This window comes from Nonomuraea turcica, assembly GCF_030718205.1.
GTDB lineage: Bacteria > Actinomycetota > Actinomycetes > Streptosporangiales > Streptosporangiaceae > Nonomuraea.
Window position 1 is genome coordinate 419,964 of the sequence record NZ_JAUZQF010000002.1, and the last position, 22,205, is coordinate 442,168.

Below are 22,205 nucleotides of genomic sequence, written 5' to 3' on the forward strand. Positions count from 1 at the left end.
CTGAACATACGCCGACGAGACCGGCTTGGCGGCGTCCTCCACGAGTACTCACATGCCGCTTGAACTGCATGGACCAGGCGCGCACTCCTTACACCGTCCGTAGATGACCAGTTGCCGCACGTCGGCGGCGAACTGGTAGTCCCGGAGCATGGCCGCGAACGCGGGGTCCAGCAAGCGCGGATCGGCCTCATAGATGACGGCGCAGTCGCGGCACACGAGATGCACATGATCGTCGTAGCCGCCGATGTGGTAGGTGGCGTTGTGCCCGACGTGGGTGTGGTGGACGAGCCCGATCTTCTCCAGCAGATCGAGCACTCGGTAGACGGTGGACAGGCTCACTCCGGCGGTTTCGGGCAGCACCTGCGAGACCTGGTCGGGTGTGGCGTGGCCGAGGCGTTCCAGCGCGTAGTAAATCTGCTCTCGCTGGAAGGTCAGCCGGTATCCGAGGGCCCGGATACTGCCGATCCCGTTGGGGGGTTCCATGGGTTGTGCTTTCCTTCCTTGCCCGGGTGGTTACACCGCCAGCCCCTGCCGGTGTAACTCACGCCGTATCGAGGCCCAGTCGGCATCCCCTGCCTGCCAGGTCTCTTGCCCGACGGTCTTGTCCTTGAATCCGCTGGATGTGCACAGGCAGACGACGTGGCCGTCGAACCGGGTGCCGGACGCGATCACCTGGCGCAGCCCGGCCACCCCGGCGGACGCGGACAACTCCTGCCACATCCCCGAGCGAGCCAACTCCCGCTGCGCGGCCGACATCTCCTCGTCCGTGACCCGGACCGCCCTGCCGCCGCTGCCTCGCACGGCGACCGTGGCGCGATAGCCGCTGACCGTGGTGCCGATGGCGTAGGCGGAGGTATCGGCGCCGTGGACCGTGGTCGCGGGCAGGCCAAGGTCGATCGCCCTCGCCAAGGGCGCGCGCGCCGCGGGCTCGCACGCGTACATGCGCGGCAGCCGGGAGGTGAGCCCGAGATCGCGTAGCTCGGCGAAGCCCTTGTAGACGCCGTAGAGCAGCTCGCCGTATCCGGTCGGGACGAACACCGCCTCGGGTACGGCCCGGTCGAGCTGCAGGAACAGTTCGTAGGCGATGGTCTTGTAGCCCTCCACGCCGAACGGGTGCCCGGTGTGCGTCGCGGTCAGGTTGCTCACGGGGTGGTAGCGGAGCCTGCTGACGATCTCCCGAAGCACCTGCCAGCGTGCCTCGCGCTGGACGACGAGCACCGCCGCCCCGTACGCCGCGAGGAACGAGCCGATGGCCGGAGGCATGCCGGCCGAGGTGATGACCACGCACGGCAGGCCGAGCCGTGCCGACAACGCGGCGGCCGAAGCGCCGTGGTTGCCCGAGGAGGCCACAACGACCCCTGGTGCTCCGGTCAGGGCGGCGGCGCTGACCGTGCAGAGGTTGAGCCGGTCCTTGTGGCTCCAGGTCGGGTTGCGGCTCTCGTCCTTCAGCAGGGTGTGGGCGCCCGTGAATCGGTCGATCGTGGGGGCCGACAGTAGTGGGGTGTCACCGATGCCGAGGCGTAACCGGTCGTCGAGCGGCGGGAGCATGGGCGCCCAGCCGTGCAGGCCCGCAGGTGGCCGTTCCCGTTGGAACAGGTCTGGCGGCACGGCCTCGTAGTCGTAGGTCACCTCGACGGGATAGCTCACGGTCTTGGTGCTGGTCTTGGGGCAGCCGGAGGTGAGCGGCGGCCACAGGGAGTACTCGATCGAGGGATCGCCCATGGAGCGCTGGGCGATCGCCGCAGAGGCGACGGCCGTCATTTGAGCGATACGTAGAAGGTGAGCACCGGCTGGTCCGGCTGGTCGGACCAGATGGTGTGCGGGATCCCGGCCTCGATGACGAAGGCCTGGCCTGCGGCGATCTCCAGCCGTTCGGCCGGCGTGCGGACCACGCCGGCGCCTTGCGTGACGTAGTAGAACTCGGCACGCGCGTGGCCCTCGCCGAGTTGCCCGGCCGGGGGCTCGTCGGCCGGCGAGCGGTACTTGTAGGCGACGAGGCCGGCGACTGCGCCGAGGTTGGCGCCGCAGGTTTCGGGGGTCAGCAGTCGCCAGATCCTTCTGGCGTCCGTGTCGTGCGACACCACGTCTTCCGGGCTGAGCACGATGGGCATGACGTCCTCCTCTTTCAGATCGGGGAAACGGCGGATGGCCCGTTCATGGGGAACCAGCACGCGGCGGCGTGCGCGTCCGATGACAGTGCGGGCAGGTCGTGGTGGCAACGTTCCTTGGCCAGGTGACAACGGTCGTGGAAGGCACATCCGGGCGGGCGGTCGAGCGCCGACGGCGGCTCACCCGGCAGCAGGACTCTGGTGCGGCGCACGGACGGATCAGGCGAGGGAACGGCGTCGAGAAGCGCCCGGGTGTACGGGTGCCGGGGATGTTCCAGCACCTGGTGAGCCGGCCCGGTCTCGACGAGCCGCCCCAGGTACATGATCCCGATCCGGTCGCAGATCTGCCGCAGGACGGAGAGGTCGTGGGAGACCAGGACGACGGCGACGCGCAGTTCCTCGGCAAGGCGCCGCAGCAGCCGTACGATCTCGCCGCCGGTGGACCGGTCGAGCATCGACACCGGCTCGTCGGCGAGCAGCACGCGCGGTTCCAGTACCAACGCGCGGGCGATCGCCACCCGCTGCCGCTCGCCGCCGCTCAGCTCGTGGGGACGGCGCGCGGCGTACCTCTCGGCGGGCCTGAGCTCGGCCGCCTCCAGGGCGGCTATCACCCTGCGCTCCACCTCCTCCTCGGGCAGGCGCAACTGGGCCAGGAGCGGCTCGGCGACCTCCCGGCGCACGGTGAGGCGGGGATTGAGGGACTGGTACGGGTCCTGGAACACCAGCTGGACCTGTGATCGCAGCGGACGCCAGTCCGCGGCTCCGGGGCCGAGCGTGGTCTGGCCGATTCGCACCCGGCCGCCGGAGATCGCGGTCAACCCCACCAGGGCCGAGACGAGGGAACTCTTGCCGCAGCCGCTCTCGCCGGCCAGCCCGACGATCTCGCCCTCACGTACCAGCATCGACACATCGTCGACGGCGGCCACCTGACGGGACCCGCGCAACGTGGCCAGACCGCGGCCCGTGGCGTGACGCACCTCCAGCCGGTCCAGGCCGACCGCCACCGGCCCGGTCCCGACCTGCTGCCGGCCGTGCCCGCTCGGGCGAGCCGCCGTCTCGTGCAGGAGCCGCCGGGTGTAGGGGTGCTGGGGCGCGCCCATGACCGCCGCGACGGGTCCTGACTCGATGCCGGCGCCGTCCTTGAGCACCACCACCCGGTCGCAGATCTCCGCGGCCACCCCGAGATCATGGGTCACGAGCAGCATGGACAGGCCGAGTTCGCGTTTGGCGTCGGCGAGCAGCGCCATGATCCGGTCCTGCACGATCACATCCAGCCCGGTCGTCGGCTCGTCGGCGATCAGCAGGTCCGGCTTGAGCAGCGTCGCCATGGCGATCAGGGCGCGCTGCCGCATGCCGCCGCTGTACTGGTGAGGGTACGCGGCGGCCCGGTCGGCTGGGATCCCGACCTTGTCCAGCGCCTCCCTCGCCAACGCCATCGCCTGCTTGCGCGGGGTGCGCCGGTGCATCCGGATCACTTCGGCGAGCTGCCGATCCACCCGCTGGACCGGATCCAGGCAGTTCATCGCCGCCTGCGGAACCAGGGAGAGCCGCTCCCACCTGAGTCCGCGCAACCGCTTGTCCGACAAGGACGCCAGGTCGGAACCCTCGAAGGCGATCTGTCCCGAGACTCGCGCGCTCGGAGGCAGCAGCCGCAGAATCGCCTTGGCGGCGGTGGTCTTGCCCGATCCCGACTCCCCGATCAGGCCAAGCACCTCGCCCGTGCCGATGGAGAACGACAGGTCGCGCACGGCGGCCGCCGGTCCGGCTGGGTATTCCACCGTCAGGCCGCGCACATCAAGGATCGAGCTCACGGCAGCGTCTCCAGTCGACGTCGTTGCAGGGACTCATGCGCCCGGCCGAGGAGCGAGAGGGCGAAGACGAACAGCATGATCGCCAGGCCTGGGAACAGGGGCCACCACCAGGCGCGGCGCATCTCCTGGGAGGTGAAGGCGTCGAACATGATCGTTCCCCAGGAGACCGTGTTCGGGGGCGCCATGCCCAGGAAGCTGAGGCTCGCCTCCGCGAGTACGGCCTCGGCGACCAGCAGCATCCCGTACAGGATGGCGAGTGAGGCGACGTTCGGGGCGATGTGTACGTACAGGACGCGCCGCCGCGAGGCGCCGCTGACGATCGCTGCCTTGACGAACGAACGCTCCTTCAACGACAGCACCTGCGAGCGCACGACCCGGGCGGTGGTCCGCCAGAAAAGTGCGGCGATGGCCAGGACCAGCACGGTGTCGGAGCGGCCGAAGATGCCGACCAGCACCAGGGCCAGGGGCAGGAACGGGATCGCGTAGGCGCTGTCGGCCAGGCGCATGAGGACCGCGTCCACCTTGCCTCCGAGGTAGCCGGCGATCAGGCCGACGTTGAGCCCGATCAGCGCCGTGGCCAGGGCGGCGATCCCGGCGATCGTCAAGGTCCGGCGGGTGCCCCAGACCACCTGGCTGAAGACGTCACGGCCGAAGTTGGTGGTGCCGAACGGGTGCGCCGCGCTGGGCGGCAACAGCCGGGCGAGACCTCCCTGCTCGCCGCGCACCCGCTCCAGCGGGCCGTACGTGGCGATCATCGGGGCGAGTGCGGCGATCAGCAGGAACGCGCCGACGATGACGACGGCCGCCCGGCCGCTGGGGGTGGACCAGAGCGTGCGGCCCACCCGCAGGGCGCCCGTGGCGACCTTGCCGCGCCACACCGAGCCGCGCATCGGCACGGACGAGCTGATCATGCCAGCCTCACGCGCGGATCGAGATACGCGTACAGGACGTCGATGACGGCGTTGACGGCGACGGCCATCAGCGCCGTCAGGAGGAAGACGCCCTGCATCATCGGATAGTCGAAGGTGTTGACCGCATCCACGATGGTCCGTCCCATTCCCGGCCAGGAGAAGATGGTCTCGATGATCACTTGCCCGCCGATGATCACTCCGGTGAGCGCCGGCATCAGGCTGACGACGGGGAGCATGGCGTTGCGGGCCGCGTGCAGGTACGTGCTCCGAGCGGTGGACATCCCCTGCGCGCGGCCCAGCGAGATGAAGTCCTCGTGCATGACGTCGGTCATCGCGGTTCTCATGGTCAGCAGTGGCTCGGGCACCAGGTAGAGGGTCATGACGGCGAGCGGCAGGATCAGGTGCCACCAGAAGTCCGGAGAGGCGAACAGGGCCATACCGGCGTTGGCGGCACCTTGGCCGGGGGTCGACATGCCGATCGAAGGGACCCACTCCAGGCGGTAGCTGAACAGGAGCAGGCCCAAGGTCGCGGTCCAGAAGACGGGCGAGGCCTTCGCGACGAACGCGCCGTTGCGCAGCAGCGCGTCGAGGAGCCCCCGTCGTCTGGCGGCGATCGCGCCGAGGGCCGTTCCTAGCACCAGGGCGAGCGTGATGGCCGGTACGACCAGCACCGCGGTGTTGACCAGCTTGCCCAGCAGGATGTCACCGACCGGCTGCTTGTACTGGAAGGACAGGCCGAGATCGCCCTGCAGGAGTCCGCCGAGATACCGGGTGAACTGGACGGCGAGCGGCTGGTCCAGGCCGTAGCGTTCGCGGAGCGTCGCGGCCACGGACGGGTCGAGATCCGGTCCGATCACGGCCGCGCCGGGATCGCCCGGCACGGCGCGGAAGAGCATGAAGGTCAGGGGAACGATGATCACGATGGTCATGACCATCTGCGTGATCCGCCTGGCGGTGAAGTGCAGTAGCGCCATGGGGAGTTTCCTTGCCTGCTGCCGGATCAGCCCGCGACGTCGTTGTCGCGAAGCCGCTTGTCGGCGCCTGCCTGGGGGTAGTAGAGGGCACCACCGCGGTCGAACGCGTAGCCCGCTTCGCGTAGTTCGTTCATCGCAGCCCTGAGGTCGTAGGGGAATGGCTTGAGCGAGGAGTTGTGCCATTTGTCCAGCGTGGGCGCGATTACCGACCCCGCCGGTTTGCCCTGGCCGTCGAGGACCACGTCGATGATGTCCTGCACGGGGACGAGGTAGGACAGTGCGCGCCGGAAGTGGCGGTCGTCGAACGGTGCCTTGCGCACGTTGTAGTGAAGCCCGGACCAGCCGAAGCTCTCGACCGGTATCACCGTGATCCCGCCCTTGCCGCGCAGCGAGCCCAGTTGGGCGACGCTCTGGATGTCGCCGAGCATGTCGATGTCGCCTTGGGCCAGCCCTCCGACCTCGGCGTCGAAGCTGCCGAGCACGGTCATCACCAGGCCGTCGATCTTCGGGGCCGAGAAGTGCTCCTTGTTCGAGGCGAACCTGATCTCCGCGCCGAGCTTGCGGCCGGCGAACGCGAACGGCCCGGACCCGACCGGGGAGTCGTTGGAGAACCTCGCCGGGTCGTCCACCTTCTTCCAGACGTGTTCGGGAAGGATCGGCATCTGCGCCAGCACAGTGGGCACGAAGCTCGACGACGAGTCGGCCAGCGTGAACTCGACCGATTCGCCCTTGGCCCGCACCTCCCGCACGCCGGCGAGCTTGGGGCCGAACAGGGGCGACTTCTTGTCGATCAGATATCTGACCGTGAACGCCACGTCGGCCGCGCTGACGGGCTCCCCGTCGCTGAACCTCATGTCCGGCCGCAGGGTGGCGGTCACCTGCTTCCCGTTGACCTCGACGGATGTCGCGGCCCAGTTGCGCAGTTCGCCGTCCGGCCCGATCCGTACGAGGCTGTCGTAGATGTGCGACAGCGGCAGCTGCGCCTCGGTGGTCTCCAGGGTGACGGGGTTCAGCGTCGGCGGCTCGTAGATGGTGCCGACGACCAGCGTGCGCTTGCCGGTCTTCGGACTGGCGTTGATCGAGTTCCAGATGTTGAACACCGGGTAGCCCAGGGCGCCGCGAATGCCGTCCCACCTGTCCGAGCGGTACGCCCCGCCCACGACGACGTGGGCGAACGGGCGGACCGGCTGCTGCTCGTACAGAAGGGCCTGGGCCCGCTTCACCGCGTCGATCCGGTCGGTCTCGCTCGTGGCGGTCTGCTGTGCCTTGTACAGGGTGTCGAACTCGCGGTTGCGGTAGCCGGAGACGTTGGAGCCGGAGGTCCCGGCACTGGCCGAGGTGAACCGCGCCAGGATGTTGTCCGGGTCGAGCCGGTCCGGAGTCGGGTCGTAGACCACGAGATAGGCGTCGAAGTCCTTGCTGGTGAAGGCCCGGCGCGTCACCTCCGCGCCTCGAACGGCGAGCAGCTCGGCCGGGATGCCCGCCTGCTGCCACGCCTCGACGATCAGGCGGGCCTGTTCGTAGCGCCGCGGATCCTCGGCCGGGGTCTTCGTCAGTAACTTCACGACCGGCACCCGGGTACGGCCGGACACGTCGTCGACGATCGGCTGGAGTTTCGCCGCATCGGGGTCGCCCGTGCCTTGAGGGCCGCTGGTGCACGCGCCACCGGCCAATACCAGCGAGCCGGCCAGGGCCAGGCTCAGCGTTCTTCGGAATGGGCGCACTTCGTCTCCTCTCACCGGGGCGCGATGAGGGCCGGGACAGCTGCATTCAGTGGAATACGGAACGGCATGATTTCTCCAGCCGAACCACGACATAAATCATCAAGAAGAATGGATGAATCGTGGCGGCGACATCACCGCACCTGAACGTCTTCCACTCAAAGTAAAGTGCACGCGAATCGCACGTCAACATATCCCCATAAGATGGGAACGGTTCCCAAGTGCGAAGCGTGCGCCATTTGCCCGCATATTTCAGCCGGATGACAGAGAGGCTACCCCGGCAATATCGCTTACGCGTCGCCGAGCGAGAAAAGAACAAGTGACATCACAACCTGGCCGTCGAAGGATGTACGGCAGGCCCGTGTACGGGAAGGTCCAGACCGGTGAGGCGCCATTGGTCAGGATGTGGCCTCGTCCGCCGGCAGCAGGACGGGGGTGGTTCACCAGTGCGCGGGCTATGGCCACCCGCTGGCGCTGGCCACCGGAGAGCCGGTCGGGGTAGGTGCCGAGAAGCTGGGCGTCGGGTGAGAGGCCGGCGGCGAGGGCAGCATCGACCCGCTCGACAGCCCTCGCGCGGGGAACGGCGGCGATGCGCAGCGGCTCGGCGACGATCGCGGCGACGGTCAGCGCGGGGTGCAGGGAGCCGAGCACTTCCCTTGCCCGAAGTCCAGTTCCACGCCCTCCAGCGCACGTACCCGGCGGCTGGGGAGTCCGATCGCCGGCATGGTGGCAGGCGACATGGTGTGCTTGACGGGGGTGGCGCCGGGTGCCTCGGGATGCCAGAAGCCGGCGCTGCCGGCCGTGCCCTCGCCCAGCAGGACGGTGTTCACCAGGATCAATCGACGTTGATCACGGCGGACAGGGCCTGCCGTACCTCGGGCTTGTCGAACGGCGGCTTGGCGGCGTTGAACAGCAGCAGCGTGCTGGAGAAGTTGCTGCCCGTGGCCAGCCCTGTGTTGCTCTGACTGCGGAGCTACTCGATCAGCTGCGGTGGCAAACTCTTTGGTGACCATGTGGACCTCGCCGGTACGCAGCGCCGCCAGCGCGGTCTGCTGCTCCGGCACGACGGACTCCACCAGTTTGCCGATCTTGGGTTTGCCCAGTGCGTATCCGGGGTTGGCGGTGAGTTCGTAGCGCTGGTTGTTGACGTAGGACGTCAGCTTGTACGGGCCGGTGCCCACGGCCCGCGCTCGTCGGCGCGCCTTCAGGATCGGCGATCGAGGACCAGACGTGCTTGGCCAGGACCGGCATGTCGGCGAGCAGCCGTACTGGGAACTCCGGGTCCGGGGACTTGAGGGTGATGGTCACCGTATTGCCGTCCGCGGTGGCCGAGGACACGGCCTTGAGCACGGGCGAGAAGCGGGAGCCGTGCTGTCAGTTGACCAGGCCGAGGCCGCGGTCGAGGCGCCGCACGCTCCGCCCCCGCGCCGCAGGCGGGAACATGGGGGAAGCCTCCTTGACGGCAGGCTTTTCTGGCACTGCCCGGCTTACGGATTGGGCCTGATATGCGAGGGAGTCCGATCAGGTAAGCAGCGTTCCCGCATGGAATGCCGCATATCAACACGAAACAAGACCCTATTCAGCCCTTCATTTCCAGCGCGATAAACCTGTGTGAACGTTGACGACGTCCTGCAACTGCGTCCAGAACCCTCCTTCAAAGTAGACGCTCTTGCAAGGCCTATGCAACTGTGCACAGCCCGCAGATGACTCCTTTTCCGATTTACCGGGATTGATATCGACCCCTTGCACTTTCCGTAACAAGTGGGCTTAACTCCAGACATAGGCGGTTTATGGTGGATGGAGGACTGCAGACAATGCCCGAACGTGTGCTGCTTATTGGCGTTTACGGGATGGAACTGGTGGAGTGCGGAGGAGCCCTGGCGGCCAATGTCGCCGCGGGCGGCCAGTCGTTCGCCACCCTCATGCTGTGCCGCGAGCGCATGCGCGCCGATGTGAGCAAGGCGGCGGACGTGCTCGGCGTCGAGGTCGACTTCCTGGGATTCCGCAACGGGTACGTGGCCGTGGACGAGGAGCACAAGCGCGCCCTGGTCTGTGCGATCCGCACGGTCCGCCCGACGATCGTCATTACCCAGGACCCCGAGCACTCCTTGGCCGATCTCGATCCCGACCGGCGACCGGCCATGACGCTCATCCTCGAGGCCCTGGGGCTGGCTTCCCGCGACTTCGCCGACGACGACGGCCTGGACCCACATCCCGTGCCGACCATCTACTACATGACCCCATCGCGCCCCAACTGCGTGGTCGACATCGCCCCGCGCTGGGAGCAGAAGGTGGCCGCCATGGACCTCTTGGAATCGCAGATGGAGTTCTCCGGCCGGCACTGGACCGAACAACTCACTCCTACCGACCTCGAAGCCCTGGTGCCCGGCTTCGCTGGGTTGAGCAGCGACCTCGAACGCGGACGGGCCGTCCACCGCGCCCTGGACAAGGCAGTGCACATCTACCACGGCATCGGTCATCACGGACGCTATGCCTTCGCCGAGGCCTACCGCCGGGAAGGCGACTTCCACCTGCCCACCCTGGTCCGCTGATCTCGATCGGACGCCCCAATGACACAACAAGACCAACATTCAGCGCGCGAACACGAGCGTGACCACGGACAGGGGCACGGACACAAGTCCGGACACGCTCACGAAACCGAAACCGAAACCGAAACCGGACATGGGCACGGTCACGCGCACGAGTCCGGGCACGGGCACGCTCACGGAACCGCAACCGGTCACGGACATGGGCACGGGCATGGGCACGGACATGGGCACGGGGCTGGCCGGGGCCTCTGGTCGGGGGTGCGGCACCTTTTCACCCCACATTCCCACGATGCGTCGGATTCTCTGGATGATGCTCTTGAGGCCAGCGTGGAAGGCATCCGCGCGCTGAAGATCAGCCTGGTCGGGCTCGGCGTCACTGCCCTCCTGCAGGTATTAGTGGTCGCGATCAGCGGATCGGTGGCCCTGCTGGCCGACACCGTGCACAATTTCGCCGACGCTCTCACCGCGGTACCGCTGTGGTTCGCCTTCGTCCTGGGACGGCGTGCCGCAAACCGCCGCTACACCTACGGCTACGGCAGGGCGGAGGACATCGCGGGAGTCTTCATCGTGCTGACCATCGCGGCGTCAGCCGCCCTGGCCGGGTACGAGTCGATCAAAAGGCTCATCGACCCGCAGGAAATCACCAACGTGGGCTGGGTCTTCGCCGCGGGGCTGATCGGGTTCGCCGGCAACGAGCTCGTAGCCGTCTATCGCATCCGGGTCGGCCGGCGCATCGGCTCCGCCGCCCTGGTAGCCGACGGGCTCCATGCACGCACCGACGGGCTCACCTCCCTGGCGGTGGTTTTCAGCGCGGCCGGCGTCGCACTGGGGTTCCCGCTGGCAGACCCGATAGTCGGCCTGATCATCTGTGCCGCCATCGTCATGGTCCTGGTCACCGCCGCCAAGGAGATCTACCGGCGGCTGATGGACGGCGTGGATCCGGCGCTTATCTCCCGCGCCGAGGAGGTCCTCTCATCGGTTCCCCAGGTCACTGCGGTGGACACCGTCCGGATGCGGTGGGTCGGACACCGGTTGCGTTCAGAGGTATCCATCCGCGCCACCGGAAGCCTCTCCTTCGCCGAAGCTCATGAGGTCGCCGACCAGGCCAGGCAGGCCCTGCTCCGCGGCGTGCCGAAACTGGTCGATGCGCTGGTCCACGTCAGCCCAGCGGCTCCGCCGCCCTAGCGCCCACCACGCCACCCGCCCGCTGCTGTGACCGCGGCAGCATCCACCGGCTGCGCGCTGGCCTGGATCGGCGGGCTGTTCGCGCTCGCCGCAGTCCTGCTGACCGGCGTCGATGTCGCCTCTGTCTCAGTCCGGCGAGGCGCACCGGGCACTGCTCGACGGATGTTTGATACGGGCGATCACGCGTCCGCTGGCACCCAGGCCCTCTTCGTCCTCGCCGGGACGTTGCTGTTCTGGGTGGTGGTGGGTAGCGACCCGATTCCCCGTTCGGTGCGCTGGCCGACACGCGTGGCCATGCTGGCGATCGCCGCCGTGGCGCACCTGATCCTGTGCGTGTTTCTGCTGCGTCTTCGGCACCGCGGGCGCCGTGCTGGTCGTGCGGCGCCCGCGGTGCCGAGCGCATGGTGATCGGGGCCGTCGGGATCGGCGTGAACGGTGCGGCGCTCAGCCTCGGCAGGTCATGGATCAGCCGGTGGTAGATCTCGCGGGCCGCGTCACGCAGCACTCACAAGGCCGGCACCGGCCACCCACTCGAGCGCACGCACGTCCTGCGGATCGATCAGGCGCTTGACCGCCTCGCACTACGCCGTCGTTGACATGGCCGACGATCAGGGACGCAGCCGGGACCACTTGGCCTCGCAGGCCACTGGCCTCCCAACGTGCAGCTCTCTGCACACCCATACCGTTTGAGGCCAAACACCGGCACGTCCGCCTTTGAGATCGACACGCGTCCGAGCCTTGAAGCTCCTGTCGCCTTCATCAACGCAACAAGCGCCGTCTGCTCGGCCGCTCGCAGGACGAGCGGCAACAGTAGCGTGCACGCTTTTCCGCACGGTGAGCCGCCCGGAAGGGGGCGCCGACCAGCGCCTAAGCCCTGAAATCAGGCCTCAGGTCCCCACACCAACTTGCGAAACTCTGGCATTTGGACCATCCGAGTTTAAACTCTGCGTAATAAGTAAATTACTCTGCGTAGTAATCGTGGGCCTGGCCTCAGCCGGCTCCCCCAACCCCACCGAACCCCCAGGGTGAGGCGATGCACGATCGAAAGGAATGATCTTGTGAACATCTCCCGTCTGAACGCCGCCATGACACTCAGCACGAGCGCGGGGCTGCTTCTCATATCCGCGTCACCGGCCACCGCCAGCCACCGCATCCTCCACACGCCGCCCCAAGCACAGTGTCACTACGCGCCCACCCACATCAAGCGCGGCGAGACCGTCCCCGTCCGATCAGGTGCCGGCGACCGCCACGGCATCGTAGGCAAGCTGAGCGCCGCAGACACCCACGTCCACGGATCCTGCACCGCCACAGACGGCTGGCTGGCCGTCACCACGCCCGGCGGAACACACGGCTGGGCGCATACCGACCATCTTCTACGCAAACCGACAGGCCGAACGGGCAAGGGACAGGCTCCAACCGGCCCATCCGCCACTGCATGCCGCTACACCCTGTACGGGGTGAGGCCGATCAGCTACCTGAACGTTCGCTCCGGCCCGGGACTGCGCTACCACCCGATCGGAAAGATACGCACCCGCGACGACCACCCAGCCGGGACATGCACCAGCACCAACGGCTGGCTCGCCGTCACCACCGCCAACGGGCAACACGGCTGGGCCTCGGCCCACTACCTGCGCAAAGCCGCCAGGTAGCCATCCGCACATGGCTGCCCTTCACCGTCCCTCCCGGCTCCGGCCGGGCGGGGACCACCCAGCATGGCCACGTCGGATGCCTCGTGCCACAGGCCGGGCGACCCTGCGACTCGTCACCGGATGTTCTCGCCTGGCCGCGGTCATCATCCTGCTTCTCGGCACGCAGAGCGCAAAATCCCTGGCCATCGCTCCCGCCGCGCTGGCCGAGCCGAATTCCGTCCGCCAAGCCCGTGCCGAACTGGAGCGCCTGACGGTCGCCAAACCGCATCCTCTCCACACATACAAGCGCGCCGAATTCATGACCGACTGGTCTCGCCAAAAGGGAGCATGCGACACTCGCGAAATCGTCCTCCTGCTCAATGCGTGGACTGTCGGCCGCGATGCTGCCTGCAGTCCCATCAGCGGGATTTGGTACAGCCCATATGACGGGCGAACGCTCACCAGCACTGATCAGATCGACGTCGACCACGTTGTCCCTCTGGCCAATGCGTGGATCTCCGGAGCCGACACCTGGAGCCCGGCTCGGCGCCACGCCTTCGCCAATGACGTGGTGCGGCCCGAACTGATCCCGGTCAGCGAATCCTCCAACCTCGCCAAAGGAGGTCACAGCCCAGCCAATTGGCGACCCAGCGTCACCGAGTACTGGTGCACCTATGCTCGTGCCTGGATCACGGTCAAACATCACTACCGACTCCACATCACGTCGCGCGAGAAGAACGCCCTGGACGACATGCTCGACACTTGTCCCTCGTCCTAGCCAGTCGGCGCCGAGCGGCGAGTTTGGATGCCGAAGGCGTGGTAGAGCAGCGTGGACTTGCTGCTGACCGGCCGTGGAGCGACCACGGCGGGGACACAAGGCCGGGACACAGGCGGGCCACGCGGGAAGGGAGGAGGACACCGCGGTGAGCCGATGCCGATGATGAAGACCACCGAGGCCGACTGGCAAAGCGTGGCTCGGGCGCTGGGCCGCCCAGGGAAGCTGTCACCGGACGGCACGGTCTATCGGGTCGGCTTCCCGCGCGGCGACCACTTCTGGGCCGGCACGTCCGGTGGTCGCGCTGGCCACGGCCCTGCTGAGAGGATGGCGGCCCTCGTTGGCGGATCCGCCCGGAGACCGCGGGCGAGTGGTCAATCGGTCCGCCTCCGCCCGACGCGGCCGGTGCGTGCCGCTACTGATCAGCCCGGCGACCAGTTGGTGTTTTGTCGGCGGCGCCGTTGGCCGGTGGCGTGGTGGGGATTCGTACGTGGATGGTGAGGCCGCCGTCAGGTCGGGGGCGGGCGTGGACGTGACCGTGGTGGGCATGGGCGACAGACCGGACGATGGACAGGCCGAGCCCGGCGCCGCGGTCAGGCGGGGCCACGTGGGGGTCGATGAGCCGGTCGGTCGCGGCGAGACGGCGGAAGGGTTCGAACAGCCCGCTGACCTCGTCGAGCGGGATGGCGGGTCCGGTGTTGGCGACGGTGAGGTAGCCGTGTCCGTCGGTGGTGCCGGTGGTGATGGAGACCCATCCGTCTTCGGTGAGGTTGTAGCGGACGGCGTTGTCGATCAGGTTATGGACGAGGCGTTCCAGCAGCACCGGGTCACCGGTTACGGGGGCGGGCGTGAGGCTGGTGCGGATGTCGACGCGGGCGTCGCGGGCCGCGTCGCCGGAGAGATCGACGGTCTGGTGGGCGAGGTCGGCGAGGTCGACCCGGCTGTGCTCGGTGAGCTGCGCGTCGCTGGTGGCGAGGACGAGCAGGCCGTCGATGAGACGTTCGTTTCTCTCGTTGACCTCGAGGAGAGTGGCGCCGAGCCGTTGGGTGGACTCCGGGGTGTCGGGGGCGTCGAGTGCGACCTGGATCAGGGTGCGATTGATGGTCAGCGGGGTGCGAAGTTCGTGGGATGCGTTGGCGACGAAGCGTCGTTGGCCGTCGAAGGAGCGATCGAGCCGTTCGAGCATGGCGTCGAAGGTGTCGGCGAGGTCTTTGATCTCATCGTCGGGCCCCGTGAGGGCGATGCGTTCGTGCAGACTGCGGTCGGCGACGCGGCGGGCGGTCGCGATGACCCGCTGCAGGGGGTGCAGTGCCCGGCCGGCCAACAGCCAGCCGAGCCCGCCGGCGAGGAGGCCGACGACGGCGAGCGAGGCCAGGGACCAGGCGATCATCGCGCGCATGGTGTCGTCGCGGTCCTGCTGGAACTGGACCCGGAGCGCCTCGTGCAGTTGCTTGACCTTGCCATTGTCGTGACCGGTTTCGCCCACGAAGTCCGCGGCGAGCTGTTCGGTAGTGGCGGCCCGCCGGGCCGCGTGCTGTTCGAGCGACTGCCCGAAGTAGATGTACATGAGAGCGATGAGCACCAGACCGGCAAAAAGAAACGCGATGGCGTACAGCAGGGTGAGCCGCACCCGGATCGTGGAGCGCCACCAGCGGCTCATGGGATGCGGTACCCGGCGCCGGGGAGGGTGTGGATGATCGGCGGCTCGCCCAGCTTGCGGCGCAGCATCATGATCGTGAACCGGACGACACCGGTGAACGGATCGGTGTGCTCGTCCCATGCCTTCTCCAGCAGTTGTTCGGCGGAGACCACACCGCCGCCGGCCCGGAGGAGCTCGGCCAGGACGGCGAACTCCTTGCGGGACAACGCAACGAATTCACCGTCGCGGGTGACGATGCGGCGGTGCGGGTCGAGGCGGACGCCTGCGCGCTCGAGCACCGGTGGCGCCGCCGGCCGGGCCCGCCGGCCGAGGGCGTGAATGCGGGCGATGAGCTCGGCGAAGTCGAACGGCTTGGTCAAATAGTCGTCGGCACCCAGGCCGAGGCCGGCCACCCGCTGGCTGACCGCGGTCGCGGCGGTGAGCATCAGGATCCGGGTGTCGGCTCCCGTCTCCACCAGGGTGGCGCACACCTGGTCGCCGGACACCCTTGGCAGATCACGGTCCAGCACGACCACGTCGTAGTCATTGACCGACAGGCGTTCCAGCGCGGCATCGCCGTCATAGGCCACGTCGACAGCCATGGCGTGGTTTCGAAGCCCGGCAGTGATCGCATCGGCCAGCAAGCGCTCATCCTCCACTACCAGTACCCGCACGCCGACTATGGTGCCCGCTCACGCCGTTAGGTGACCGTTAGGGACCGGCCTAGCGCTTCTCTAATGCCGCAATTGGTGAGCTGGGCCCAGCTCGGATCCTGGCCGAGCGCAATCATCCACGCGTCGTTAGGGGTCCGTTGTGAAACATCCGCGCGGCCAAAGGCAGGTAGGCGGCGGGATGCCGTGGCGTACGCCGGGTGAGAAGGCGCGCGCGGTGGCGTTGTCGGCGGCGGCGATCGGCGCTGTCTACGCGTCCGGCTATCTGGTGGTGACCACACCGGCTCTTGCTGGGATGTCCCCGTCCGAGGTGATCCTGGAGCTGGCGCCCCCGGCGTCGGCCGGCACATACCGCGACGGGACGTACACCGGGACGGCGAGCAACAAGTTCGGCAGCGTCTCCGTCGCGGTGAGCATCGCATCCGGCCGGATCAGCCGCGTGGAGATCATCGGATCGGACACCCTCTACCCGCGAAGCTATATCGACGGGCTGCCCGACCAGGTGCTCAACACCCAGTCGGCCGATGTCCCGGTGGTGTCCGGGGCGACGGCCAGCTGGGAGGACTTCGTCCAAGCCGTGCAGCGGGCGCTGCGCGAGGCGGCCGGGGCGTCACCCGGCACCACCAAGGGCGGCTGACATGAATCCGCGCGCCGGCGGTCGGGCCGGATGGACCGAAGTGTGGATGGACACCTTGGTGACCATCCAGCTGGCCGTCCCGGCGTCCGAAGCGCCGGCCTGGGCAGGTACGGTCGCACGCGCATTCCGCTGGTTCGCCGCCGTCGAGGCCACCTGCTCGCGGTTCGACCCGGCCAGCGAGGTGAGCCGCCTGATCCACCAGGCCGGCAGGCCGGTACCGGTCAGTTCGATGCTGTTCGAGGCGCTCAGCCTCGGCCTGGTCCTCGCCGAGGCGACCGATGGCGCGTTCGACCCGACGATCGGGCATCGGCAGGAGACGGCCGGGTACGACCGGAACTACCGCACCGGAGAGCGTTGGCGCAGCGGCATCCACCCCGGTGCCCGGCCGACGTACCGGGACGTGCTGCTCGACCCCGCCGGACGGACGGTCACCCTGCGCCGTCCCGTGCTCTTCGACCTGGGAGGCCTGGCCAAGGGCCTGGCCGTGGATCTCGCAACGCGGGAGTTGGCCGACGCGCCGGGCGCGGTGGTGGACGCGGGCGGCGACGTCTATGCGCGTGGCGCCGACCGCGACGGCCGCCCCTGGCGGATCGGCATAGCCGATCCGCGGCGGCCGGGCACACTGCTGGGCAGCCTGCGGGTCACTGACGGCGCGGTGGCCGGCTCCGGCGGTACCGCCCGTGGAGCCCACATCCTCGACCCCCGTCCCGCATCCGTGAGGGGCGAGCGACCGGTGGGGGTCACGGTGTCCGCACCGACCACGGTGATCGCCGACGCGCTGTCTACGGCCGCCTTCGTGCTCGGTGTCACCGCCGGGCGTGACCTGCTGGACAACACCGACGAGGTGGAGGGCCTGATGATCACCAGATCAGGTGAGCGCATCACCACCAGCGGCTTTGCGCTGGACACACCTGAGGTTTCCACGTCGTGAGCACGACGACCGCCCGCCGCCGATGGTCCGAGATGGCGCATCGCCTCGTCCGGTGGGCGCGCGGCCCGAAGGTCTTGTTGATCGGCGTCCTGCTGGTGCTGGTCGCGGTGACGGCGCCCGGAGCCACGGGCGGTGCTGGTCGGGCGTGGCTGACCGTTGCGCTGGCAGCCGGCACCGCCGCCGGCATCGAGATGATGATCACCGCGGCGCGTCGCCGGCGGCTGCGGATACCGGACGGCGCGGTCGGGACCGGCGTGATCCTTGGGATGATCCTCGACCCGAGTCTTCCGCTGCCGGCGGTGGCGGCCTTGGCCGGTGCCGCGGTGGTGATCAAACACCTGGTCCGCATCGGCCGCGGGCACGTGTTCAACCCAGCTGCGCTCGCCCTGGTCGCCGCCGGGCTGTTCGGTGTGGAGGCGCAGAGCTGGTGGGGTGTGGCGGCCGCACCGGCGTATGTGATGGTGCCGCTGGTCGTCATCACCGGTCTGTTCATCGCCGACCGGGTCAACCGGCTGCCCATGGTCGGCGCCTTCCTCGGCGCCTACTACCTCCTGCTCATCTTGGCGTACTTGCTCCTCGCCCTTGCCTACACCATGTTCGCCGCCTTCACCGGCATGGCCGGCCGCGTCTCCGTCGTTTACGACGAGCCGTTCGTGAACGCTTCCCTCTTCGCCGGGTTCATCATGCTCACTGACCCGCCGACCAGCCCGGGTCGGCACGCCGATCAGTACATCTATGGGGTGATCGCGGCAGCCGCAGGCGTGGTGGGCGTCGTCCTCGGCCAGGCATACTCCTTGCCGCTCGGGCTACTCGCCGCCAACGCCTGGCTGGCGGTCCGCCGCTGCCTGCGGAGGACGGCCGCAACGGGCTGACGCTCGCCTGACACCTGTCTGGCCGCCATCATGCCTGCTCACGGCGTTAGAAACCGGTTAGGAAAATCCCTAGCGGCGGTCTAATGGCCGGATTGGTGGACTGAGGCTGACAACCACGTGCGATCGAGGAGTATCCGCATGTCTGATCCGGCCCGCTATTCCGACTCAGGCGAGCGCACCGGGGTGCCGCGGTGGGTGAAGCTGTCCGTGCTCAGCGGCATTCTGGTGGCCGCGGTGGTGGTCGTCATCCTGCTGATGGGCGGCGGTGGCGGTCCCGGGCACACTCCCCCGCCACACGGACCCGGTGGCCCCACTGGCAACGCGCCGCCGTCCAGCGTCGAGGGGCCTGACGGCAGTGGCCGCCCCGGGCACACCCCGCCGCCGCATGGGTCGTGACATCCCCTCATGGCGCGAGCTCGCGCTCGAACACACCGAATCGATGTGGGGCCGCAATGCCGGCTCCGGGAGGTAGGACACCGTGGGACAGGCAATACAGGTCCTTGACGTGGTCAAGGTGTATCCGCTGGGCAACGGCGAGGTCGTCGCCATTGATCATCTCGACCTCGACATCGCGCAGGGGGAGTTCGTGGCGATCGTCGGGCGGTCGGGCAGTGGCAAGACGACATTACTGAACCTGCTCGCCGGCATCGACCGGCCCACCTCGGGGAAGCTTCGGGTCGGGGACACGGACCTGGCGTCACTGTCGGAGTCCGGGCTGGCCGCCTGGCGGGGAGACAGTGTCGGACTGGTGTTCCAGTTCTTCCAGCTGCTGCCGACGCTGACCGTGGCAGAGAACGTCATGCTGCCCATGGATTTCGCCGGCAAGATCCCAGTGGGCCGGCGCCGCAGCCGAGCCGAGCACCTGTTGGATCGAGTGGGCATCGCCGAGCAGGCCGACAAGCTACCCGCCACCCTGTCCGGCGGCCAGCAGCAGCGCGCCGCGATCGCACGGGCGCTGGCCAACGACCCGCCGTTCCTGCTCGCCGACGAGCCGACCGGCAACCTCGACACCACCACGGCTGACGCCGTCCTGAAACTGTTCGCCGAACTCAACGCCGAGGGACGGACCATCGTGGTGGTCACCCACGAGCGCGACATCCGCTCGATCGTGAGTCGCGAGGTCACCTTGGTCGACGGCCGCATCATCACCGACCAGACCACAGGGGCGACCCGATGAGCAGCCTGCTGGCGGTCAAGTTGCGCCGGGATCTGCGTGCCTCCTGGCCCCGGTTCGCGCTGATGGTGATCGCACTCGCGGTCAGCCTGGCGATCTTCGGCGGAGTTCTCATGGGCTGGGCCGCGGTCGGCAGGGAAGCCGGCGGCGCGTACATGAGCACCGAGCCCGCGTCGGCGACAATCGTGCTCGAGAAGGGCGTCGGCATCGAGAAAATGGCGGAGATCGCAGCCGCGGCGAAGCAGCAGCCTGGCGTGCTCGAGGCGACCGGCCGCACCCAATTCGAGAGCGTGGTCGAGGTCAACGGCCAGCCCCGCAGGACGATCCTCCAGGCGTTCGTGGCCGCCCCGGACGATCAGATGCGGATGGTCAAGTTCGACCTGCGGCAGGAGGGCAAGTGGCCCCCGCCCCCCGGCGAGATCTGGATCGGCGGCGACGGATCCCTGTCCTTGCTCGGGGCGAGCGTCGGCGACACCCTCACCGTCGAGACTCCCGGCGGGGAACGCGCGCAGCTGCGGGTGGCCGGCACCGTGTACGACCCCAGCCTGGCTCCCTCGCCCCAGGAGCAGAAGGGCCACGGCTACCTGTCCACCGCATCGCTGCCCGCCACCGCCGGGCTACTCGACCAGCTCAAGCTCCAGGTCGCCGGCCCGGGCCAGACCGAGCCCAGCCCGGACCGCGGCACGGTCGTGTCCGTCGCGGATGACGTCGGCGAGTGGCTGCAGCGCGAATACGGCCTCATCATCGCCGAGATCCAGGTCCCCAAGCCCTACGCCCACCCGCACCAGTGGCAGGCCGACGTACTGCTCGTGTCGCTGATGGCCGGCGCGGCGGCCGCCCTGCTGCTGGCAACCATCCTGGTCGCGACCATGCTCAACAACCTGTTCACCCGGCAGATCCCGCAGATCGGCATCATGAAGGCCATCGGCGCCCGGTCGGCGCGCATCGCGCGGCTGTACCTCGCGATGACCGTACTGGTGGCCGCCGCGGCCACTCTGCTGGCGCTGTACCCGGCGGTCCTGATCGGCCGGGACCGTGTCGAAGGACTGCTGGGCAACCTCGGCATCCAGCCGACCAGCCTGGCCGCCCCCTGGTGGACCTACCTCGCGATCGTGGCCATTGGACTGGCCCTGCCCTCCTTGATGGCCCTGCTGCCCCTCATCAGGGCCAGCCGCACCACCGTACGGGCCGCCATCGACCACCACGGCGGCGGCGCCAGGCCCAGTGCCGTCACCGGTGTGCTGGCCGGGCTCGCCCGCCTGCCGGGTCTCGATCGCGGCCTGATCATGGCGCTGCGTAACACCGTGCGCCGCCCTGCCAGATTCTGGCTGTCGGTCGGGCTGCTGGCCACCGCCGGCACCGTCTTCGTCGCCGGCATGTCCCTCAGATCCGGGACTCAGGCCCTCGACGAACAACGACTCGCTCAACGCTACTGGGACGTCGACGTCCAACTCGCCGAACCCGCCAACGCCGACACGGTCGGCAACGCTGCGCTGGAGCAACTGCCCGACATCACCCGGGTGGAGGCGTTCAACCGAGTACAGATCAGCATCTCCGAACAGGGGCGACTGCCCATCACCAACACCTACCCCGACCAGGGACACGGCAGCATCAACCTCAACACCATCCCTGTCAACCGCGCCCTCCCACCTCCCACCGTGATCGAAGGCCGCTGGCTCAAACCCGGCGAAACCGGCGCTATCGTCCTCAACCAGCCAACCCATAACAAAACTGTCCCCAGCCTCGGTCCCGGCGACACCGTCCGCGTGTTCATCGACGGACAACCCACCACCTGGCAAATCGCCGGAATCATCGAAGAACCCGACTCCGCCGGCGGCGGCGCCTACACCACGCCAGAGGCCCTCGCCAACGCCACCGGGAAACCTCAGCAGATCTCCCAACTGCGCATCATCACCACCCGCAGCGACGAACCCACCCGTCTGACCGTTGCCGACTCTGTCGAAGGAACCCTCACCGCCGCGGGAATCAAGGTGGAGCTCGCCGCATCAGAAAGCCGGGGCGCCGCCGCATCCTCGGCCCACCTCGGCCCCGTCCTGTCGGTCCTGCTCTACGTCGCTTTTCCTCTCGGCCTGGTCGGGGGCATCGGGCTGGCCTCCATGATGGGCGCCAACGTCCTCGACCGATTCCGTGAGTTCGGCGTCATGCACGCCATCGGAGCACGCCCGAGGGCGGTCCGCCGCATCGTCGTGGCCGAAGGCCTGTTCCTCGCCCTCACCAGCTGCCTGATGGCCGCGCTTCCCACGCTCGGCCTCACCAAACTCCTCGGCTACGGGCTCGGCAACACCTTTGGCAACACAGCGCTGCCCTTCCGCATCTCCGCCCTCGCCGTTGGCATCTGGGTCGCCATGGTCATCATCGGCGCGGCTATCGCTACCGACGCCGCCGCCAACCGCGCCTCGCGCATCACGGTCCGCGAGGCGCTCGCCTACATCTGACAGCGAGGGGTTGTCCGCTTCACCGGCGGAGGCGCTCCGTTTGCTTGGACGGCTCCGGCGCCGAGAGCACCTCCCCGGTCTCGGAGAAACCTCCGGGTGCACGGCGTTCGACAAGCTTGACGGTTTCGTCCCCCGGGAACCGGCGACTGGCCAGGATGAGATC

At 68.4% G+C, this 22,205-nt stretch carries 23 protein-coding genes; 11 read left to right on the top strand and 12 right to left on the bottom strand.

What is annotated here, in order from left to right:
- Positions 1-48: 48 nt before the first annotated feature.
- From Q9G87_RS07570 to Q9G87_RS07610, 9 genes are all read right to left on the bottom strand, one after another.
- Positions 49-483 (bottom strand): Fur family transcriptional regulator, encoded by a 435-nt coding sequence (locus Q9G87_RS07570; RefSeq protein ID WP_305915486.1) that lies wholly within the window; start codon positions 481-483, stop codon positions 49-51.
- A 30-nt stretch (positions 484-513) separates the two neighbouring features.
- The gene (locus Q9G87_RS07575) at positions 514-1,761 is read right to left on the bottom strand and encodes a threonine synthase (RefSeq protein ID WP_305915487.1); all 1,248 of its coding nucleotides are present in this window, start codon (positions 1,759-1,761) and stop codon (positions 514-516) included.
- The gene (locus tag Q9G87_RS07580; protein WP_305915488.1) at positions 1,758-2,111 is read right to left on the bottom strand and encodes a cupin domain-containing protein; all 354 of its coding nucleotides are present in this window, start codon (positions 2,109-2,111) and stop codon (positions 1,758-1,760) included. Before Q9G87_RS07580 ends, Q9G87_RS07575 begins: the two co-directional genes overlap by 4 nt.
- Before the next feature lie 14 nt (positions 2,112-2,125).
- Entirely contained in the window at positions 2,126-3,919 is a 1,794-nt protein-coding gene (locus Q9G87_RS07585; protein WP_305915489.1) for a dipeptide ABC transporter ATP-binding protein, read from the bottom strand.
- On the bottom strand, positions 3,916-4,830 hold the full coding sequence (locus Q9G87_RS07590) for an ABC transporter permease (protein WP_305915490.1): 915 nt from the start codon (positions 4,828-4,830) through the stop codon (positions 3,916-3,918). Before Q9G87_RS07590 ends, Q9G87_RS07585 begins: the two co-directional genes overlap by 4 nt.
- On the bottom strand, positions 4,827-5,804 hold the full coding sequence (locus Q9G87_RS07595; RefSeq protein WP_305915491.1) for an ABC transporter permease: 978 nt from the start codon (positions 5,802-5,804) through the stop codon (positions 4,827-4,829). The genes Q9G87_RS07590 and Q9G87_RS07595 overlap by 4 nt, the downstream gene beginning before the upstream one ends.
- A gap of 26 nt (positions 5,805-5,830) precedes the next feature.
- Positions 5,831-7,528: an ABC transporter substrate-binding protein gene (locus tag Q9G87_RS07600; protein WP_305915492.1), complete on the bottom strand. Its 1,698-nt coding sequence runs from the start codon at positions 7,526-7,528 to the stop codon at positions 5,831-5,833.
- 249 nt (positions 7,529-7,777) lie between these two features.
- A complete protein-coding gene (locus tag Q9G87_RS07605) occupies positions 7,778-8,176 on the bottom strand; it encodes an ATP-binding cassette domain-containing protein (protein ID WP_305915493.1) in 399 nt (132 codons plus the stop codon).
- Positions 8,149-8,736, bottom strand: a complete 588-nt coding sequence (locus tag Q9G87_RS07610) for an ABC transporter substrate-binding protein (RefSeq protein ID WP_371825751.1) — start codon at positions 8,734-8,736, stop codon at positions 8,149-8,151. The genes Q9G87_RS07605 and Q9G87_RS07610 overlap by 28 nt, the downstream gene beginning before the upstream one ends.
- 603 nt (positions 8,737-9,339) lie before the next feature.
- Between Q9G87_RS07610 and Q9G87_RS07615 the strand changes: the two genes are divergently transcribed.
- On the top strand, positions 9,340-10,077 hold the full coding sequence (locus tag Q9G87_RS07615) for a PIG-L deacetylase family protein (RefSeq protein WP_305915494.1): 738 nt from the start codon (positions 9,340-9,342) through the stop codon (positions 10,075-10,077).
- A gap of 39 nt (positions 10,078-10,116) precedes the next feature.
- On the opposite strand, the gene Q9G87_RS07620 is transcribed toward Q9G87_RS07615, so the two are convergent.
- Positions 10,117-10,299 (bottom strand): hypothetical protein, encoded by a 183-nt coding sequence (locus tag Q9G87_RS07620; protein ID WP_305915495.1) that lies wholly within the window; start codon positions 10,297-10,299, stop codon positions 10,117-10,119.
- Positions 10,300-10,401: 102 nt separating this feature from the next.
- Between Q9G87_RS07620 and Q9G87_RS07625 the strand changes: the two genes are divergently transcribed.
- From Q9G87_RS07625 to Q9G87_RS07640, 4 genes are all read left to right on the top strand, one after another.
- Positions 10,402-11,259, top strand: a complete 858-nt coding sequence (locus Q9G87_RS07625; RefSeq protein ID WP_305915496.1) for a cation diffusion facilitator family transporter — start codon at positions 10,402-10,404, stop codon at positions 11,257-11,259.
- Between the two features lie 27 nt (positions 11,260-11,286).
- Positions 11,287-11,667, top strand: coding sequence for a cytochrome c oxidase assembly protein (locus Q9G87_RS07630; protein ID WP_305915497.1), 381 nt, complete (start codon positions 11,287-11,289; stop codon positions 11,665-11,667).
- Between the two features lie 650 nt (positions 11,668-12,317).
- On the top strand, positions 12,318-12,908 hold the full coding sequence (locus Q9G87_RS07635) for an SH3 domain-containing protein (RefSeq protein WP_305915498.1): 591 nt from the start codon (positions 12,318-12,320) through the stop codon (positions 12,906-12,908).
- A 76-nt stretch (positions 12,909-12,984) separates the two neighbouring features.
- Positions 12,985-13,665: a GmrSD restriction endonuclease domain-containing protein gene (locus tag Q9G87_RS07640; RefSeq protein ID WP_305915499.1), complete on the top strand. Its 681-nt coding sequence runs from the start codon at positions 12,985-12,987 to the stop codon at positions 13,663-13,665.
- 412 nt (positions 13,666-14,077) lie between these two features.
- Here Q9G87_RS07640 and Q9G87_RS07645 read toward each other — a convergent pair whose 3' ends face one another.
- On the bottom strand, positions 14,078-15,322 hold the full coding sequence (locus Q9G87_RS07645) for a sensor histidine kinase (RefSeq protein ID WP_305915500.1): 1,245 nt from the start codon (positions 15,320-15,322) through the stop codon (positions 14,078-14,080).
- Positions 15,319-15,975, bottom strand: a complete 657-nt coding sequence (locus Q9G87_RS07650; protein WP_305915501.1) for a response regulator transcription factor — start codon at positions 15,973-15,975, stop codon at positions 15,319-15,321. The genes Q9G87_RS07645 and Q9G87_RS07650 overlap by 4 nt, the downstream gene beginning before the upstream one ends.
- 178 nt (positions 15,976-16,153) lie before the next feature.
- On the opposite strand from Q9G87_RS07650, the gene Q9G87_RS07655 reads away from it, so the two are divergent.
- From Q9G87_RS07655 to Q9G87_RS07680, 6 genes are all read left to right on the top strand, one after another.
- Positions 16,154-16,609 carry an FMN-binding protein gene (locus tag Q9G87_RS07655; RefSeq protein ID WP_305915502.1) on the top strand — a complete coding sequence of 152 codons (456 nt, stop codon included), beginning with the start codon at positions 16,154-16,156 and terminating at the stop codon, positions 16,607-16,609.
- A 46-nt stretch (positions 16,610-16,655) separates the two neighbouring features.
- Positions 16,656-17,540 carry an FAD:protein FMN transferase gene (locus Q9G87_RS07660; protein WP_305915503.1) on the top strand — a complete coding sequence of 295 codons (885 nt, stop codon included), beginning with the start codon at positions 16,656-16,658 and terminating at the stop codon, positions 17,538-17,540.
- On the top strand, positions 17,537-18,412 hold the full coding sequence (locus tag Q9G87_RS07665; RefSeq protein ID WP_305915504.1) for an RnfABCDGE type electron transport complex subunit D: 876 nt from the start codon (positions 17,537-17,539) through the stop codon (positions 18,410-18,412). The genes Q9G87_RS07660 and Q9G87_RS07665 overlap by 4 nt, the downstream gene beginning before the upstream one ends.
- A 138-nt stretch (positions 18,413-18,550) precedes the next feature.
- Positions 18,551-18,808, top strand: a complete 258-nt coding sequence (locus Q9G87_RS07670; protein ID WP_305915505.1) for a hypothetical protein — start codon at positions 18,551-18,553, stop codon at positions 18,806-18,808.
- A gap of 82 nt (positions 18,809-18,890) precedes the next feature.
- Positions 18,891-19,589 (top strand): ABC transporter ATP-binding protein, encoded by a 699-nt coding sequence (locus Q9G87_RS07675; protein WP_305915506.1) that lies wholly within the window; start codon positions 18,891-18,893, stop codon positions 19,587-19,589.
- Positions 19,586-22,042: an ABC transporter permease gene (locus Q9G87_RS07680; protein WP_305915507.1), complete on the top strand. Its 2,457-nt coding sequence runs from the start codon at positions 19,586-19,588 to the stop codon at positions 22,040-22,042. Before Q9G87_RS07675 ends, Q9G87_RS07680 begins: the two co-directional genes overlap by 4 nt.
- The last annotated feature ends 163 nt before the right edge of the window (positions 22,043-22,205 follow it).

Bases quoted from the DNA above. Each gene is read 5' to 3' on its own strand.
- Q9G87_RS07570 (WP_305915486.1), bottom strand. From the start codon at position 483: ATGGAACCCCCCAACGGGATCGGCAGTATCCGGGCCCTCGGATACCGG.
- Q9G87_RS07575 (WP_305915487.1), bottom strand. From the start codon at position 1,761: ATGACGGCCGTCGCCTCTGCGGCGATCGCCCAGCGCTCCATGGGCGAT.
- Q9G87_RS07580 (WP_305915488.1), bottom strand. From the start codon at position 2,111: ATGCCCATCGTGCTCAGCCCGGAAGACGTGGTGTCGCACGACACGGAC.
- Q9G87_RS07590 (WP_305915490.1), bottom strand. From the start codon at position 4,830: ATGATCAGCTCGTCCGTGCCGATGCGCGGCTCGGTGTGGCGCGGCAAG.
- Q9G87_RS07595 (WP_305915491.1), bottom strand. From the start codon at position 5,804: ATGGCGCTACTGCACTTCACCGCCAGGCGGATCACGCAGATGGTCATG.
- Q9G87_RS07615 (WP_305915494.1), top strand. From the start codon at position 9,340: ATGCCCGAACGTGTGCTGCTTATTGGCGTTTACGGGATGGAACTGGTG.
- Q9G87_RS07620 (WP_305915495.1), bottom strand. From the start codon at position 10,299: ATGTCCGTGCCCATGCCCGTGCCCATGTCCGTGACCGGTTGCGGTTCC.
- Q9G87_RS07640 (WP_305915499.1), top strand. From the start codon at position 12,985: ATGCCTCGTGCCACAGGCCGGGCGACCCTGCGACTCGTCACCGGATGT.
- Q9G87_RS07645 (WP_305915500.1), bottom strand. From the start codon at position 15,322: ATGAGCCGCTGGTGGCGCTCCACGATCCGGGTGCGGCTCACCCTGCTG.
- Q9G87_RS07655 (WP_305915502.1), top strand. From the start codon at position 16,154: ATGCCGTGGCGTACGCCGGGTGAGAAGGCGCGCGCGGTGGCGTTGTCG.
- Q9G87_RS07660 (WP_305915503.1), top strand. From the start codon at position 16,656: ATGGACACCTTGGTGACCATCCAGCTGGCCGTCCCGGCGTCCGAAGCG.
- Q9G87_RS07670 (WP_305915505.1), top strand. From the start codon at position 18,551: ATGTCTGATCCGGCCCGCTATTCCGACTCAGGCGAGCGCACCGGGGTG.
- Q9G87_RS07680 (WP_305915507.1), top strand. From the start codon at position 19,586: ATGAGCAGCCTGCTGGCGGTCAAGTTGCGCCGGGATCTGCGTGCCTCC.